The organism is Endozoicomonas gorgoniicola, from assembly GCF_025562715.2.
Classification (GTDB): domain Bacteria; phylum Pseudomonadota; class Gammaproteobacteria; order Pseudomonadales; family Endozoicomonadaceae; genus Endozoicomonas_A; species Endozoicomonas_A gorgoniicola.
In genome coordinates this window covers 4,830,868-4,847,517 of the sequence record NZ_JAPFCC010000001.1, presented here as the reverse complement: position 1 = coordinate 4,847,517, position 16,650 = coordinate 4,830,868, and the positions used below count along the sequence as shown (strand labels likewise).

The following is a 16,650-nucleotide window of genomic DNA, read 5'->3' as shown; positions in this document are numbered from 1 at the left end:
TACCACTTTAGTTTTAGTGCAGGGTGGAATATATCACTGCGGCTCCAAAGAGAGTGTCGGGGTAAGGAAGGTGCTGAGAAAAGTCTGTGTAAAGAGTTTTTAGCATGAAAATAAATTAATAAATAACAAAGATTTATAAAATCAGTGTCGTTTTCTCGTTCAGTATCAGGGTATCAAGGGGTATTATCCGCCGGTCGTCAACACAGGAGTAAGAACCATGTTCAGGCAACGCCTTATACCTCTATTTTTGACGGGTATTGCATTACTGCTTATCAGCTGTGCGCTTGATCGATCTGCCCCGACATCAGAAAAACTGAATTCGATGCAGTTTACCGTTCTCCATACCAACGATAACCATGGAAAGTTCTGGCGCAACCGTCGGGGTGAAATGGGCATGGCAGCCCGCAAGACCTTGATTGACCGTATTCGTAGTGAAGTTGAAAACGAAGGCGGAAAGGTACTGGTTCTGTCTGCGGGTGACGTGAATACCGGTGTGCCGGAGTCTGATCTTCAACAGGCAAAGCCCGATTTTATTGGCATGAATATGATCGGCTACGACGCCATGGTGTTGGGCAATCATGAGTTTGATAACCCCCTGGATGTGCTTCTGGAACAGGAACGCTGGGCTGACTTCCCTTTTCTGGCTGCCAATATTTTCTATAAAAACGATGATAAGCTTTTGTTCAAGCCCTACATTATGAAAAACCTGGAAGGGGTTCGGGTCGCTATTCTGGGGCTGACCACTGAAGATACCGAAGCCCAGGTTATGCCGGATAACGTGAAAGATATCTATTTCACCGATGCAGTGACTACGGCAAAAAGCTGGGTACCTAAGTTAAAACATGAAGAAAAGGCTGATGTTGTGATTGCCCTTACGCATATTGGTCATTACCTCAATGCGCAATATGGTTCCAATGCGCCCGGCGATGTGACTCTGGCAAAAGACGTCGATGGTATCGATATTATTGTAGGTGGGCATTCCCAGAACAAAATGGAAAAGCCCGATATCAAAAACAGCACGTATATACTTCAGGCATGGGAATGGGGTAAGTATGTAGGGCGAGCTGATTTCGAGTACTACTACGTTGATAACTTTGATGGTAAAGGCAACCGTGGTGGTGTATTGAAAATGATCAACTACCGGTTGATTCCTGTGAACCTGAAAAAGCAGGTGCTGGTGGATGGAAAAAGTGAGTGGGTCAACATTGAGCCGCAGATTCCGGAAGATCCAGATGTCTTAAAAGTTCTGCAGGTTTATCAGGATAAAGCATCAAAATTGTTGCTGAAAAAAGTGGGTTCACTGGATAAAGCCATGTCTGGAGCCCGTGGAATTGTTCGTAGCCGCCCTGCCGCTATAGGTGTGTTAATTGCCAGAGCGCAAATGGAGAAAACAAAAGCAGACCTGGGCGTTATAAACGGCGGAGGCATCCGGACCGGTCTGCCTGCGGGCAATATTACTGAAAAGGATATTCTGAGTGTTCAGCCATTTGGTAATTTGGTCTGCTTTGTGGAGATGAACGGCTCAGAGCTGAGAAATTTTGTAGAAGCTATTGCCAGTATTGAGCCAGGCAATGGTGGCTTCGCCCATTTCACTGACAATGTTCGTCTGACCATCTCTGGTGGCGAGAAACTGACCCGTCTGGAAATCAATGGCAAGCCGGTGCAGAAAGACAAAACCTATCGACTGTCGATCAACGAATTCTCAGCCAGTGGTGGTGATAAATGGCCTGAAATTGATAACAATCCGACGTTTATCAATACCGGCTATACCGATGCCTTGGTGCTGAAGGAATACATTCAGAAACATTCACCGTTGAAGCAGATGAATTTTGAGCCGAAGGCAGGGGACATCGTCAGGAAGTAAGGCTTCAGAAGGTGAAGATTGCTGCTATTGAGGGGTTGTAGCCATAACCGGGATGAAGAAAAGCTTATGAATATCGATATGGCGGATCTGGAAAAAGGAGATATCATTTTCCAGCATGAAGCAAATGCCAATCTTGAAAGCGCTTTTGCATGTCATGTGGCCGTTATTGCCCAGCAGGTTGAGGGACTCAACCCCTTGATGTTTGATATTGCGAATCCAGTGGGGCTTTGCAAAAGACCTCTTGCTTCTTCACCGACGCCTTTTGGGTCTGCTTATCGTGTAAGCGACATATTGCTGGCTGCAAAGGCTGCGTTGATAGGTAACTGCTGGATTAGCAACAGCCCCGCCGTAGTCTACACCAGTGAAAAAAATCGGCTCACCAGCCATGGAGCGTTCAATGTTTTATCAATGGTGACTGCATTTATGGGGCGCTCTTATTTTGGTTGTCGTTCTGTGGCCTATGTTAATTACCTCTGTACGCAGTGTTTGACAACACTGCCTCGTGAAATTCATCCGAATAATGCCGGTTTATTTTCAGGCGAGACTTGTGCTTATCTTCCCATTGCCCTTTATCAGACGGCTTCCGGAGCAGAAGCTGTAAAATATATGGCTTTAGATCCAAGAAAATCCCTGCCGAGAGATTTGGCAAAGTACCTGAATAAAAATCCTGAGTGGCGATTTCTGGGTAACTTAGACATGAGTTAAAAAATCACAAAATTGTAATCCAGCCAGACCCGCAGGTCATTTTCTTCCTTACTGATCGCTTTCATCAATTCCTTGTCGTTTCGATAGATGCCGTAGCGGAGCTTAAACTCCAAACCTTTCAGCAGGGGCTGCGGGAAGCTGTATTTGACCCAGATGTCGTGCTCGTTTTCTGAGACTCCAACTTTTCTCCGGTTTTTTTTGTCAGACACAATCACGTCCATGCCTGAGCCATAGTAATAGGCATAGCCCAAACGTAAGCCTCTGGCACCAAGAGAGGAAAAGTCATAGCTAACGCCCGCCATCCAGACGGTCTCGCCATCGTACAGCATATCCTCAGCAAAAGGGCTGGTAGGCAGTCCCCAGATGCCGTGTGTATTTTTGCCAAGGTCGTAATAATACACGGCTGGCGCAGCATACAGTGTGCCTCTGCTATCCCGGAACTTGTAGGTTTTGGACTCAGCCTTAAACGTACTGACTGCGGTATCAAAACTCCAGCTGCCAACGGTCAGGGTAGCATTCAGGTTGCCTGCGGTGGCCTTGTCGTCAAATGACTTTTTGCCCCACACTTCGCCTGTCCACAGGTTGCCGTCTTTCCGGGTATGGAACACTATTCCCCCTAGCCGGAGATTCATGCTTGCAGATAAAGGCGTTGTCCAGTTGATTTCAGCATTATGTGCCTGCAGAAAGCTTTTGGAAAAAGCATTGCGGTATTTCAGTTCCAGGCTCTGCTGGTTGGGTATTTTAAAGGTATGGGCCAGTTCGACACCCAGAATGTAATCAATTTTTCTTCCGTCGAAGTTTTCGATCCTGTTGAATTCATCCTCGTTGCGCAGGGACATTTTATTAACCCAGGCAAGCTTGAGCTGTGTCTCGTACAGTCGGGTATTCAGGTTAACCCCTTCCCATGTGCTGGGCACAGTACGTGAGCCGGAGCTGGAAATCAGCCCTGTGTAGAGTAACTGGCGACCGACTTTCAGTCTGCCAGAGAACGGGGAGCCTTCCTGCTCATACTTCAGTTCAAACCATGCCTGACCCAGTTTGGAAAATCCTTCCTGCTTGCCATTTTTGCCGGTCTTTAGCAGTTGGTAAGAACTTTTGAACCGGTCTTTGTCGTAATGGAGCTTCATCGCGCCATAGAATGAACCACCAATAGCGAAGAGGTCGCCCAGGTAGCCTGAGCGTACATTCAGGTGCAAACCTCCGGTCCAGGCTCCTGCCCGGTAGGGTTTGACTCCCCGGTCTTTGTTGTATGTATTTTCTACGTTGTAATACACCGTACGAACTTTGCCGTCTATTGATCCGTCGTCTATAAACGGCGTGCCAGTGCTGGCAAGGCAGCTGGTGGACAATATCAGGCATGAGGACAGGGGAATGAGGGCTGGTTTTTGAGCAGGCATAGCGAGCTACCTGTTGTATGGCAAACGTTGACAACTCAGTATAGTGGCTCGTTGTTATATGTCCTCCTCCCTGAGGAAATGAAAAGCTATTGAGCGATTAATCTTCCGCAAACGTTTCTATATAAAGCTTCTCAACCTTTTCCCGCGCCCACGGGGTGCGGCGAAGGAACTTCAGGCTGGATTTCACAGAAGGTTCATGGGTAAAGCACCCGATGTTGATCATTTGTCCGAGGTTTTTCCAGCCAAAATGTGCCTGAAGGTCTGTGACTATTTTTTCCAGGGTAATTCCGTGGAGGGGGTTGTTAGGTTGTTGCAACTGCATGCCGGGTCAGTCCTGTTTTATGAACTATCAACAGGAGTTTAATGCATATTTTGATCACGGATTAGCATTCTGTTCACTGTCATCCTGTTTTTGACAGGCAAAAAAATGCTTCTGAAACGAGAGCATTTTTTGAATCAGTACACTTCGATCAGAATGCTTTAATCAGAACATTTTGGTCAAAATTTGTATTTCAGGCTGTAGATGATGCCGTCCAGATAAGTGAAGTCGTCGTGAGCGGTGTTCTTTTCAGTCTTGTTGGTCCAGTCCAGACGGTTGATGATTTTCGTGTGTGTCGAATCTATATTCTGTTTTTTTGCATCATTGACGCTTCAGTCGGTCAAAATGAAATAACTGGACTATGCTTTTGCGCTTGTGATTATAACTTTCAGCAAAAATGCGATGTTTAACAAAAAAAGATTATCCTGCCCTATTTCAGCAGCCTGCCTTGCGGTTTTGGCACTGGTTAGTTTTAATCTTCCGGCAAGAGACGCTGGAGTGGGAAGTCAAACAATTCACAATCTGGCTCTGATACCTTTCGCCATTGGTTTGTCGTGGTTATCGGTTGAAAATAAACTCTGCAACAAGAATAAAAGGCTATATCCGGTTATTTTTCCTGACTGCGATAGCGCGCCAAAAACAATGACGCTAAATAAAAACGCAGAGGTAACAGGTCTTTCTGAACGTTTTCAAGTAATGAGTCTTATCATTCAGCCTGAAAGTGGAAGCCGGAACCTGATGGTTCGGTTACCAGATGCCACTCTTGTTAGTAATAGACATTCAACGCCTGACTTATTACTGCTGGCAGATCGGCAGTCGCCCTTTTGTACCAGGGAAGATGCCCTGACTCCGTTTCAGCAAAACTGGCTGGACTTAAAAGCAGTTACTTCATCCTCTCGGCAACACTCTGATAAGAGTCACAGGCAGATCGGGGATCTGCCTGACAAACCAGAGCTGTTGGTCGGTGTGAATGAAGAAGGTTTCATTGTGTTCATTATTGTAGAGATTGATGAACGTGGGACAAGTCATATTAAACAGCTTAAAACCAATGTTCTAGTGACAGACTCTCATGCTCAGGATTTCATACAGCAGCTGGTTGGGTACCAGAATGTTGCGATCACTCCAGAACTTTCCATGAGGCTTAAGCAAAAGTGGCATACAACATCCCCCGGAGAGAATGACAGTGATTACCCCATACCAGGCTCAGAGGAAATAAAACACACTTTACCCAGCCTTCAACCTGTTCGCCCGCTATTCAGTACGGAGGATAGCGGTTTGCTGTCAGGAGCAGGTTCTGTCATTCAAAGCCCGGCAAATAACGGTAATTCATTGGGGTTCCGTTATGACGAAGAATACCATGCAAGGAACACTGCATATTCGAATTTCAATCAGCCCAATGGTTTAGTAACAGTCAACGAATCGTTCAGCACTATTGATGAGTATATTGATTACATCAATGAAATGCTGGGACATTTAACGCTCAAAGTGATGCTTCCGGAAATTTTAACTTTTTTGAAAGATGAGGTTGACTTCACTGAAAGCGATGCACGACAAAAATTAACATTTAAACGACATATAAACTTCATACAGAGCGTTGTTGATGCTGGTTCTGAAGAAGAGATCAATCAGTTGCTTGATATTGAGCTTAAGGAACTCCAGAGAAGACATCAGTACATCACTCATCTTGAACATTTCTGGTGGTGGGCTGTTTCTATTTTCGAGCAATCAGGCTTAGACTCGGCAGCTGAAGACTATATGAGGAAATTGCTTGCTCTCTGGCCTGATAATAGTGACCTTGGTGGCGCTCTTGTCTGGCACCTTATTCACAGAAACAAGGTTGAGTCGGCTAAAGGTTTGGTTAAAAAATGGGAGCGAAAAAAGCGCTTTAGCCGTGAGACAATCAAATTGATTGAAAGGATGTTTTCTAAAGGCAGCATCAGGCGGATAAAATCCGCAGATTACTGCAATTTCAAGCCATTTTCCAAGATAATAGAGACCAGACAGTGGTAAATTTATCAGAGCCGGGTGGACGATAAGCTTACAAAGTACTCCACAGCGTATCAAAGATAATTTGCTGGGTGCTGGCGATTTCGCAGGAGTCAATCACCACTGCAACCGGGTAGTCCCTGGATGCCAGTGAAATCATCGCGACTTTCGGCGGGTAGATGGCAATATAGCTGGCATCTATCTTGCCCTTCGCATCAATCCACTTCCGTTCAGATAACTCTGCATCTTCCCCGCCTTCACCTATTGCAATAACTCTTACGTTTATCTTTTTGCGAATGCGCTGCTGGGTGTAGTTTGGAAATGGCCGGTACAGATGCTGACGAATGGGCTTGGATGAAAATACGGAATACCGTTTGCTGTCCTGCTGTTCGACGGTATTAAGAATGTCCTTCAGCACAAATTCAATACCGGCGTCGCCTTCATAAAAACGAACATTTCCCGTATTAAAATCGGGTTTGAGATGGTTCAACTGTGGAATCAGGGTGTGCTTCATCTCTTCAATGCCCTGTTCAAGGGATTGCCGCTTTTCCTCTGCCAGTTCCAGCAACCTTTCCGGCGGCTCAGCACAGAAAACCCGTCGCTTTCCTTTGGGGAAATAACTGACAATGCCCTTGCCTGCCAGATCCTTCAGAGTTTCATAGGTGGTGCCACGGTTGATACCGGCTTCGGCAGCAATATCCCGAATAGAGGCTGTACCCATTTTTAACAGGGCAAGGTAGATGCTGACTTCACGGCCGCTCAGCCCCAGCTGTTCAAGTATTTCAAGTTTCATATATTGTCAATTATTTAATGACAAAGACGGTTGTATTTAAGATGCTATACGATAAGCTAAGAAAGTTACAGTCAGGAAGTGTCACAAAACAAAATGACAAATTTTACTGACGATACTGAACTACTGCTCACGCTGCTTTTAATAGATAACTTTTAACAGATGGCTTTTAACAGATCATTTGTTTTCCTTTCTTATTACCGGGTAAAGAGTGCCGGGTAAAGAGTGCCGGGTAAAGAGTGCCGGGTAAAGAGTGCCAGGTAAAGAGTGCCAGGTAAATAGTGCCGGGTTAATAGTTATGATGAAGCCTGATGGCTTCGTCAGGCTACTGTTTTCAGTGATACTGGCGACATATAGAAGCAGCGGAGTGCAAAAGTGTAGCGATGCCCTGTAAACAGGAACGCTGCATTTTTAAAAAATGCATTGCAAGGTACCACCATGAGAGCCGACATTGTCATTCTTGCTGCCGGACAGGGCAGCCGCATGAAATCCAGCCTGCCAAAGGTGCTGCACCCGATAGCAGGCAAGCCAATGCTTGAACACGTTATTCTGAGCGCACAGCAAACCCAGAAGCGGATTGGCAAAGGTGAGATACATGTGGTTATTGGTCATGGGGCAGAAAAGGTTAAAGAGGCTCTTGGGCATTATGACCTGAACTGGGTCGAGCAGACCGAACAGCTGGGTACGGGTCATGCGGTGCAACAGACCGTTCCGGGATGCAAAGGCGCTGATGTGGTTCTGGTACTTTATGGTGACGTCCCACTGATCCGTGCCTCCACGCTTGAATCTCTGCTCGCTGCCAGCAATGGTGAACGACTGGGTCTGCTGACCATCAACCTTCCGAATCCGTCAGGCTACGGTCGTATTGTTCGGGACGGCTTTGGCAATGTGCAGGCTATTGTTGAAGACAAGGATTCGACTCCGGAACAGCTGGCTATCAACGAAGTCAATACAGGCATCATGGCTATTCCCGGCAAAAAGCTGGGTGACTGGGTGATGGGGCTGGATAACAACAATGCCCAGCAGGAATATTACCTGACCGATGTCGTTGCTAAAGCGGTGCAGGAAGATACTCCGGTCGTCCATGTTCAGCCCCAGAAAGCGACTGAGGTAGAAGGCGTAAACAGCCGCGTTCAGCTGACCGAGCTGGAACGATCCCTGCAAAAAGAACTGGCAACCAATCTGATGACTTCCGGTGTCACCATTGTAGACCCTGCCCGCCTTGATATTCGTGGCAACATCAAAACCGGCCATGACATTTTCCTGGATATTAACGTAGTGCTGGAAGGCGATGTAGAGCTGGCAGACAACGTCATTATCGAGCCTGGCTGTATTATTCGTAACTCCAGAGTGGGTGAAGGTGCTGTTATCAAGGCTCACTCTATTCTGGAAAATGCAGTGGTGGCTGCGGGCTGTGAAGTAGGCCCTTTTGCACGACTGCGACCGGGTGCCAATCTGGCGGAAAAAGCCAGAGTGGGTAATTTTGTAGAAATTAAAAAAACTAATGTTGGCGCAGGCAGTAAAGTGAACCATCTAAGCTATGTGGGCGATGCTGAAATTGGTTCCGGTGTAAACGTCGGTGCAGGTGTCGTGACCTGCAATTACGATGGTGTAAACAAACATCAGACGGTTATCGGTGACGATGCCTTTATCGGTACTAACAGCTCTCTGGTCGCTCCGGTGGCTGTCGGCAGTGGTGCAACCACCGGAGCCGGGTCCGTGATCACAAAAACGGTTGAAGATAACCAGCTGGCTGTTGGACGAGCCAGACAGCGTAATATTGATGGCTGGGAACGTCCGGTTAAAAAGACGTAAACAGAAGCTGTAAAAAGTGGGCAGACCATCTGCCCTTCTTTTTTAAATCGAATTCAGGGTAAAGAGCTATGTGTGGGATTGTTGGTGCGGTAGCGCAAAGGGATGTGGCCCCTATCCTTTTAGAAGGACTTCGTCGTCTGGAGTACCGGGGCTATGACTCCGCCGGTGTTGCTATTGTTGATAATCAGGGCGAACTGCAACGCGTGCGTCGTACCGGAAAGGTGGCGGAACTGGCGGACGCTATTGCTGAAACACCGGCTCCGGGTGGCTCAGGTATTGCGCACACCCGCTGGGCAACCCATGGTGAACCTAATGAGCGCAATGCTCACCCCCATGTTTCCGGTGAAAACATTGCTGTGGTTCATAACGGTATCATTGAAAACCATGAAGCGCTGCGCGAATTCCTGAAGGGTGAAGGTTATGTCTTCACTTCGGACACAGATACAGAAGTTATTGCCCACCTGGTCAGCCTTGAGCAGAAATCTTCAGACAGCTTGCTGGAAGCTGTTCAGAAAGCGGTAGATAAGCTGGAAGGTGCTTACGGCATGGTAGTGATGGATCGTACCGATACTGAACGCCTGATTGTTGCCCGTTCCGGCAGCCCGCTGGTTATCGGACTGGGTCTGGGTGAAAACTTTATTGCTTCTGACCAGCTGGCACTGTTCCCGGTCACCCGTCGTTTTATGTTCCTGGAAGAAGGTGATGTGGCCGAGGTCACGCGCACCAGTGTTTCTGTTTTTGATGACAAGGGCAACGCGGTTCAACGTGCTGCCAAAGAAAGTGCCATAGAACACGATGCCGGTGATAAAGGTCAGTATCGTCACTACATGCTGAAGGAAATCCACGAGCAGCCCGATGCGATTGCCAATACTCTGGAAGGCCGTCTGGGTGAGAACAAACTGAATCTGGATATTCTGGGCAAAGACGGCATTGAAATTCTGAACAAGACTGAAGCCGTTCAAATCGTTGCCTGCGGTACCAGTTATCATGGTGCAATGGTGGCTCGTTACTGGTTTGAAGAACTGGCAGGCATCCCCTGCCGTGTCGAAATCGCTTCTGAATTCCGTTACAGAAAATTCTTTGTGCCAAAGAACTGCCTGTTCGTAACCATCTCTCAGTCTGGTGAAACCGCTGACACCCTTGCCGCTCTGCAACTGGCAAAAGAACAGGGTTACATGGCGTCCCTGAGCATTTGTAACGTACCGGGTTCTTCCATGGTGCGTGAATCTGATATGGCTCTGATGACCCGTGCCGGTGCTGAAATTGGTGTTGCATCTACCAAGGCATTCACAACCCAGTTAGCCGCCCTGCTGATGCTGGTTACTGCCATTGGTCGTCACACTGGTATGACCGAAGCGCAGGAAGCTGACATTGTTAAAGCTCTGCGTGAATTGCCTCGCCATATCGAAGACACCCTGAAGTTAAGCGACGATATTGAAGCACTGGCAGAAGATTTTGCCCACAAGCATCACAGCCTGTTCCTTGGTCGGGGTACCCAGTACCCGATCGCCATGGAAGGTGCGCTGAAGCTGAAAGAAATCTCCTACATTCACGCCGAAGCTTACGCTGCCGGTGAACTGAAGCATGGCCCACTGGCATTGATTGACGACGATATGCCGGTCATTGTGGTAGCGCCAAACAACGATCTGCTGGAAAAACTGAAATCCAACATGGAAGAAGTTCGCGCCCGTGGTGGTCAGTTGTATGTGTTTGCTGATAAGCATTCCAGGCTGACTGAAGGCGAAGGCGTTAAAGTGGTACCTGTGGATGAAGTGCCGGAAATTGTAGCTCCGATTCTGTACACCACTCCTTTACAGCTGTTGTCGTATTACGTCGCGATCATCAAAGGAACGGATGTTGATCAGCCTCGCAATTTAGCCAAGAGTGTCACGGTCGAATAGTTAACAACTGGTTAACTTCCGGCTGTGTGGGTGAGTAATAGAGATGAAAACTAAAACCGTCCAGAGTTACTCTTTATTATGAGGAGTAAAGCTGGGCGGTATCTGAGCCTTGGGTGGGTTGAATGCTTTCAGCACGACCAGTGTATTCCACCTTCTTTTTTCAGGGCGCTGCTTCTTCTTCCGTTTCTGTATTGGTGTAAGGAATAACATTGCACTCACTGAATTTAAGTTTGTCATCAAAGTGGATTGTTATTAGTTTTGGCTTTTCATTCGTTATTTGAATACCTTCTCCAGCATATTTATTTCCTGTACAGAGATGCGTGATATCGTCATCAAAATGAGTGCGGGACAGTGGGGGATTATGCCTGCTGATAATGTAATCATAAACCCATTGCTCCAACAACAGTTTATTGGGGAGCAGAAGATTGATCGTTGTGCTTTCAGTTACGACAACGCCATCATTATCATTAACTTCTATGGGTAATATATCTCCGGACTCTTTTTTAAGGTAAACCAAATCGGTTCTCACAATCGGAACCTTGCTGTTTATCAGGCTGGTAACATAGGTAAAATCAGGGGAGAGAGCATATTTCGGGTAACCAAAATATCCTCCGTTCTGCAAATTTGTGCTTGAAAACGGATACCCCTCGGCAAAACGGAATCTCAGAGTAGCGTTATGCCAACCGCTGCTGTAATGACAAACCAACGTTTTTATGATCCCGTTATTTTTCAATAAATTATCCGTTGTCAGATAGTACACACTGTAAGTAAGAGAGCCATCACTTTTTTCAAAATCATTTTCTATGGTTATCTTTTTGTGCTGAAAGAGTAACCTGATCATTTCTGGCAATGAATTGGAAGTGTCATAATCTTCTATTTTGTCTCCTTTATATTTCAAGTCTACGGGATTGACGATGTCCGGGCAGCGAAGTTGGGAGTCTTTAAAAAATGACATAGCCGGCTGGCAGAAGACGGAACCTGAAATAATAAAGCAGGCGAAAACTAAGCGAGCAAAAGTCTTGTTAGCCATCAAATGATCCTTAACTTTTTCGTAAAAGAAAAAAAGTCAATCAACTGGTGTCCTGAAGATTGAGGAAATATAGTCCAGACGCATTGGTTTGCAAGAACTTGCAGTCTCAAGTGTAACTCAAAGGGTTGGAGCCTATCCGTTCAGGGCCCCAGTGAGAACGAAGATAAACAACTCAGGCAAACATCAAATTCAGTATTTTCAATTTTGGCATTACACACCACGCATATTTTTCCATTGCGATCGGTGACTGTGCTCTCTCTTGTCTGAACCCTCGTCACTCCTGTTGCCTCTCCGAGCAGGGCATCTTCATTGTTACCAGCGTTGCATATTGTGCAAATGCTCTCGTTTTGATTGTTTCCCCCATCCCAGAGCATCCGTACGTAGCACCTTTCACAGGCTCTGTGTTCGCAGAGCATTGGAGCAATTTCTGATGGTTGAGCGCCATTGCAGAAGTCACAGATTGCGTTTGATGGGTCATTTTCACCTGTGGTACTGCCTGTTGCCTGGTTATCGGAAGGGGAGCATATGTGCGAATGAATATTTTGACTGATCATCAGACAGTCCCAGCAAAACTGAGTACGGCAAGATCTACATTTCATTGCCTTACAGCCCAGGTTTTTTTCAATGGGCTGATTACAGTTCGGGCAACGCTTATAAACGCCTTTGTTTTTCTCAAGGAATATCCGCATGGATGCATCGGCTCCTTGTGGCGTCGATTCGGCTTGTTCATTCTGCTCACAAGTAAGATGGTCGTGATAAGGGCGGGCACCGCATTTGACGCAAAAGCGACCGAGGCAATCGGGGCATTTTACCTCGAAAGAGGTTATCTCCTCCGGGTCAAAAAAAGTTTCACAATATTCAAACGGACAATACAATATTCGCTCGCTTCCCTGATAAGCCAGCTTTAACTGATGATGACGCATTTTCTGGTAGGTACTGATTCCCCAGATGTGCTCTAGAATCGGGTTGGGTATTGAAGCCTGACAAGGGTGTCCCGGACAAACGATGCCCTTGGAAGTCTGGCTTAAATCTCCCTTCAGTTCTGTCAGATAATCCTTCATGCAGGGTTCGCAGAACTTATGACCACAATCTGGTATCGTGACACAGGAGTCCTCTCCCATACAGATGAGACACTCATCCGGATTTTCCCTGTCGATATACGGTTCAAAATCATGTTCTATAGAGTTGTAATTCTGCACGTTTTGAATAAGACCCAGTAGTATCTCGTCCAACTGACGGCAGTCCTCTAATGACTTTTTGAACTTCTTTTTTTCCTTGCTCGATCGGTCTGATCTTGATAGCAATAACTTAGTGTAAGTTTCATTTTTATCTGAAATATCCTTCAGCGTGAGCTCTAACAGAGCAGGCACATCCAATGGCGTTTGGCAGTTCGGACATGGAGTGGACTGTGATTTAAGGTAGTTTTCTACGACGAAGTAAAGATACTCCAGGCAAATTCGCGCAGGTTCTACAGAGCCTGAGCAGCAGGGAACTTTAGCAAAGCCATTGTGGCAGCCGCTTTCCTTATGAGCTGCACAGGGCATTGTCTGGCTTTTCCCTGTGTCGGGGTCATATAAGCTCCTTACGTTCGTAACTTTGGCTCTGTCAGAGGGAGCGCTTTTATTTTTGTGCGCTGCTTTTTTATGTCTCGCATTTCCGGGATTGAGGTCTTGCCGCCTGTTGAATTCCTGTTCCTTTTGCAGAGGGCTTTCGACCCTCTTCAACGCCTCAGACAAGGCTTTGATTTGCTCAGAGCTGATGTTCTCATGCACAAGTTTTGCTGCTTTTCGATTTTTATTTAATCGGTTTGCCAGCATCGCCGGGGCTATATTTTGATTGTTCATTGTACGAAATAGAACTTTACGTAAGTCATTGGAGACGTTTGTATTTATCCAGTTGATGATGCTTATCTTTTTGTTTAAATAAATAATGTGTAGCAAGGTGTTTCTGGCATCATTTGAGCTTCTCATCCCAAGCACTTCTTCTCCATGCTCTTCTATAAGTGATTTAAGAGCATTCAAAGTCAGGTCTGCCGGATTATTCTCCAGTTCAGTGACAGCCTGCATTTCAACATAGGGCAGATTGTTGTATGAATGATGATGCGGTCTTGTCTGAAGGCTGTAAGAACTTCCGCTGCTTGTGCCGGGAGTTGTCAAACCATTACCCGCAGACGTTGATGAGGCTCCCGCTTCAGGGGGGGGAAGCCCTTCCCATACTGAGTGCCTTAGGTTGATTTTCTGTGTAGCAGGCGTTTCATTTTTGCTGTTTCTTGCACTAAGCATACTATTAAGGTTTTGTCTGGGTATGTTTGTATGTATCCAATTAATAATGTCTGTTTTTTGGCTTAAATAAATAATGTGAAGCAGGGTGTTTTTAGAGGAATTTGAGCTTTTCACCCCGAGTACCTGGTTCCCAAAATGATTTATAAGCGATTTCACGATATCCAACGTCAGAACTCTCGGAGTATTGTCCAGATCAGTGACGATGAAGGTAGCCTTATTGGTCAGGCTGCCGGATGGATAACGGGCAGGGCTACGAAGTGGTCTTCCTGTAGGCTGATTGTTAGTATTTGCCCGCTCTCTGTTGCGTATCAAATGCTCCGGCGGAGGCGGAAGCCCTTCCCGTGCAGAGTGCTTTCGGTTGGTTTTCAGCGTATCAGGCGTTTCATTTTTGAGGTTGCTTGTACTAAGTACAAGATTAAGGTCTTGACTGGGGATGTGTGTATCTATCCACTCGATAATGTCTGTTTTCTGGTTTAAATAAATAATGTGAAGCAGGGTGTTGTTAGGGTAATTTGAGCTTTGCACCCCGAGTAGCTGGTTCCCAAAAGCCTCCAGAAGCGTTTTCACTGCATTCAAAGTCAAACCTACCGGATTATTCTCCAGTTCAGTGACCATGGTAGTTTCAACATCGGCCGGGCTGTTGTACAGATAACGTGGAGAGCCAGGACCAGGATGAGGAGGGCGATTCCCATCACCGTCATCGTCACCGTTTTCACGTCCTGACTGACGAAGGCTTCGTGTCGGTCGTCTGTTAGAATCTCCGCCTGTCCTGGTCGTCGAAAAAACATTGCCCGTGGTGGTTGATGGGGTTCCCTTGTCACTGTTTTCAGTGGGTTGCCGGTCTCCATCAACGAGCTGACTATTTTCACTGTCATAGTCGTGTATAAAATGCCCTGACAATAATGCAAGGCTTTGCAGTGCTGAGTACAGCTCGCTGATCTCTCTCTGGCTGGCACCAGAGCCGGTCAATTGCTCCAACCGGCTTTCAATCTCATTAAAAATTAATTCTATGGCTGAATGGCGTCTGCCTGAATAGGTATGGGAGGTGTTTTGGGTAGCGAGAGTCTGGTAACGTTGTACATCCTCCGCATGAGAAAGAAATACTCTGATCAGCTGCTCCGCATGCATAGAAAGCTCGGCAGCGGAGTGACCTGAATCATTTATTCGCCCTAGCCTATCACCGGCTTCAACTTCTATTAGCATTATTCTGTCACGCAAAATTCTGGCCAGATTCCTGTTGCCAGACAGAACCGATGCATGCAGCTGATTGTACAGAAGAGCTATTAGCCTGTGTTTCTGTTCCATTTCCAGCGTGATCAGTGCTTGCATCCACTGAGCGGGGGTTTGTGGAGAGAAGGATATGCGAACAGAGAACGGTGCGTCATCGCTGAACTCGTTATTTATCCAGCCCCCCTTGTTCCAGTCGCCGCCGCCGGCTCCTGAGACCATAACAGCCTTTGCTGTTTCAATGAATACCGTGATAAGCCTGATTAGTGATGACGTATCCGAAATGGATAGATAGTGGGTTAGCCAGGCATCAAGAGATGCCTCTAATAAGTTATTGAGAAAACCAAAGGTTTGTTCCTGCATTAAGAGATGTTCTGGAAGAACGATAACCTGCCTGACTTTATGATTAATTAGAGAAGCATATATATCGAGATAGGTATCCTTCTCAGGCTTTTCAGCACCGGATGCCTGATGTTGGTAAATATGATGAAAGGCACTATTTAATTTGTCTGTGAGGTCAATTGAGTGGTTATCAGGAATCAAATAAGACCTGACCCATTCTTTTTGATTTAAAGGCTCTGTATTGTCAGATGAGAAGTTGTCAGATGAGAAATTGTCAGATGAGAAATTGTCAGATGAAAACAGAGCCGGTGATGTAAAACCGGGAACTGGTATTTTTGGCAGTGGCAGAGACGGTTGTTTTAATTTAGAAACACCGACGAACGGAATGTTATTGTGATCAGAGCCTGCCATTGACAGTCGGGTGTAGAGGTATGAGCCAAGGTTTGTCAGTGAAAAAAATGAAGGTAATGACTGATTTAATCCGGATGCCTTTGATAATAAACAACGGGTAATGTTGTGTTCCGAATCCATGCCAATAATAAAGGGCTGATTACCCGTTGATGCAAAATTACCACATTGCACATGAGGATCGGCTGGTTTCTGAGCCTGAGCCTGTGCTGAATTTATAAAACAGAGGAGCGATAGCCAGATAAGCCATTTCCACAGAGTAGTAATGTTGTTTCTCTGTTTTGAATAAAATGAACCACCAGCTCTCCAATTTTCAGCAGAGAGCAAGACACCGCAATCCGTCATCATGCCATTTTCCAACGCTCAACTAATCAGGTCTTAGATTTGTATCATTGTTTTATGACCGGGAAGTTCGGTCTTCAATACTATTTGTTGTATTGAAAAGGCTTCTTCTTTTTCCCTATGCAAGGCATGCAAGAGAGCACAAGCAGAACAATACTTGAAAACAGTGGCAATGATTTAAGCTCATAATCTTTGATACAACAAGGTGAATATATGGGACAAAATATTCATTAAAACCATAA

The 16,650-nt window shown here is 46.2% G+C and carries 10 protein-coding genes; 5 read left to right on the top strand and 5 right to left on the bottom strand.

Annotation, left to right across the window (positions count from 1 at the left end):
- Window positions 1–217: 217 nt before the first annotated feature.
- Window positions 218–1,864 carry a bifunctional UDP-sugar hydrolase/5'-nucleotidase UshA gene (gene ushA, locus NX722_RS21675; protein ID WP_262564964.1) on the top strand — a complete coding sequence of 549 codons (1,647 nt, stop codon included), beginning with the start codon at window positions 218–220 and terminating at the stop codon, window positions 1,862–1,864.
- 66 nt (window positions 1,865–1,930) lie between these two features.
- Complete coding sequence (locus NX722_RS21670; RefSeq protein ID WP_262564963.1) at window positions 1,931–2,569, top strand: hypothetical protein; 639 nt, start codon at window positions 1,931–1,933, stop codon at window positions 2,567–2,569.
- Here the strand turns inward: NX722_RS21670 and NX722_RS21665 are convergent.
- A complete protein-coding gene (locus NX722_RS21665; RefSeq protein ID WP_262564962.1) occupies window positions 2,566–3,966 on the bottom strand; it encodes an OprD family porin in 1,401 nt (466 codons plus the stop codon). The genes NX722_RS21670 and NX722_RS21665 overlap by 4 nt on opposite strands.
- A 97-nt stretch (window positions 3,967–4,063) precedes the next feature.
- Entirely contained in the window at window positions 4,064–4,288 is a 225-nt protein-coding gene (locus NX722_RS21660; protein ID WP_262564961.1) for a VF530 family protein, read from the bottom strand.
- Between the two features lie 963 nt (window positions 4,289–5,251).
- On the opposite strand from NX722_RS21660, the gene NX722_RS21655 reads away from it, so the two are divergent.
- A complete protein-coding gene (locus NX722_RS21655) occupies window positions 5,252–6,295 on the top strand; it encodes a tetratricopeptide repeat protein (protein ID WP_262564960.1) in 1,044 nt (347 codons plus the stop codon).
- A 28-nt stretch (window positions 6,296–6,323) separates the two neighbouring features.
- On the opposite strand, the gene NX722_RS21650 is transcribed toward NX722_RS21655, so the two are convergent.
- Window positions 6,324–7,064, bottom strand: coding sequence for a TrmB family transcriptional regulator (locus tag NX722_RS21650; protein WP_262564959.1), 741 nt, complete (start codon window positions 7,062–7,064; stop codon window positions 6,324–6,326).
- A 435-nt stretch (window positions 7,065–7,499) separates the two neighbouring features.
- Between NX722_RS21650 and glmU the strand changes: the two genes are divergently transcribed.
- Complete coding sequence (glmU, locus tag NX722_RS21645; protein ID WP_262564958.1) at window positions 7,500–8,876, top strand: bifunctional UDP-N-acetylglucosamine diphosphorylase/glucosamine-1-phosphate N-acetyltransferase GlmU; 1,377 nt, start codon at window positions 7,500–7,502, stop codon at window positions 8,874–8,876.
- 68 nt (window positions 8,877–8,944) lie between these two features.
- Window positions 8,945–10,777, top strand: coding sequence for a glutamine--fructose-6-phosphate transaminase (isomerizing) (gene glmS / locus NX722_RS21640; RefSeq protein WP_262564957.1), 1,833 nt, complete (start codon window positions 8,945–8,947; stop codon window positions 10,775–10,777).
- A 160-nt stretch (window positions 10,778–10,937) separates the two neighbouring features.
- Here the strand turns inward: glmS and NX722_RS21635 are convergent, their stop codons facing one another.
- A complete protein-coding gene (locus tag NX722_RS21635; protein ID WP_262564956.1) occupies window positions 10,938–11,807 on the bottom strand; it encodes a hypothetical protein in 870 nt (289 codons plus the stop codon).
- A gap of 140 nt (window positions 11,808–11,947) precedes the next feature.
- The gene (locus NX722_RS21630; RefSeq protein ID WP_262564955.1) at window positions 11,948–16,189 is read right to left on the bottom strand and encodes an E3 ubiquitin-protein ligase; all 4,242 of its coding nucleotides are present in this window, start codon (window positions 16,187–16,189) and stop codon (window positions 11,948–11,950) included.
- Window positions 16,190–16,650: the final 461 nt, after the last annotated feature.

Coding starts and splice junctions, on each gene's coding strand:
- ushA (WP_262564964.1), top strand. CDS start 218: ATGTTCAGGCAACGCCTTATACCTCTATTTTTGACGGGTATTGCATTA.
- NX722_RS21670 (WP_262564963.1), top strand. CDS start 1,931: ATGAATATCGATATGGCGGATCTGGAAAAAGGAGATATCATTTTCCAG.
- NX722_RS21665 (WP_262564962.1), bottom strand. CDS start 3,966: ATGCCTGCTCAAAAACCAGCCCTCATTCCCCTGTCCTCATGCCTGATA.
- NX722_RS21660 (WP_262564961.1), bottom strand. CDS start 4,288: ATGCAGTTGCAACAACCTAACAACCCCCTCCACGGAATTACCCTGGAA.
- NX722_RS21650 (WP_262564959.1), bottom strand. CDS start 7,064: ATGAAACTTGAAATACTTGAACAGCTGGGGCTGAGCGGCCGTGAAGTC.
- glmU (WP_262564958.1), top strand. CDS start 7,500: ATGAGAGCCGACATTGTCATTCTTGCTGCCGGACAGGGCAGCCGCATG.
- glmS (WP_262564957.1), top strand. CDS start 8,945: ATGTGTGGGATTGTTGGTGCGGTAGCGCAAAGGGATGTGGCCCCTATC.
- NX722_RS21635 (WP_262564956.1), bottom strand. CDS start 11,807: ATGGCTAACAAGACTTTTGCTCGCTTAGTTTTCGCCTGCTTTATTATT.
- NX722_RS21630 (WP_262564955.1), bottom strand. CDS start 16,189: ATGGATTCGGAACACAACATTACCCGTTGTTTATTATCAAAGGCATCC.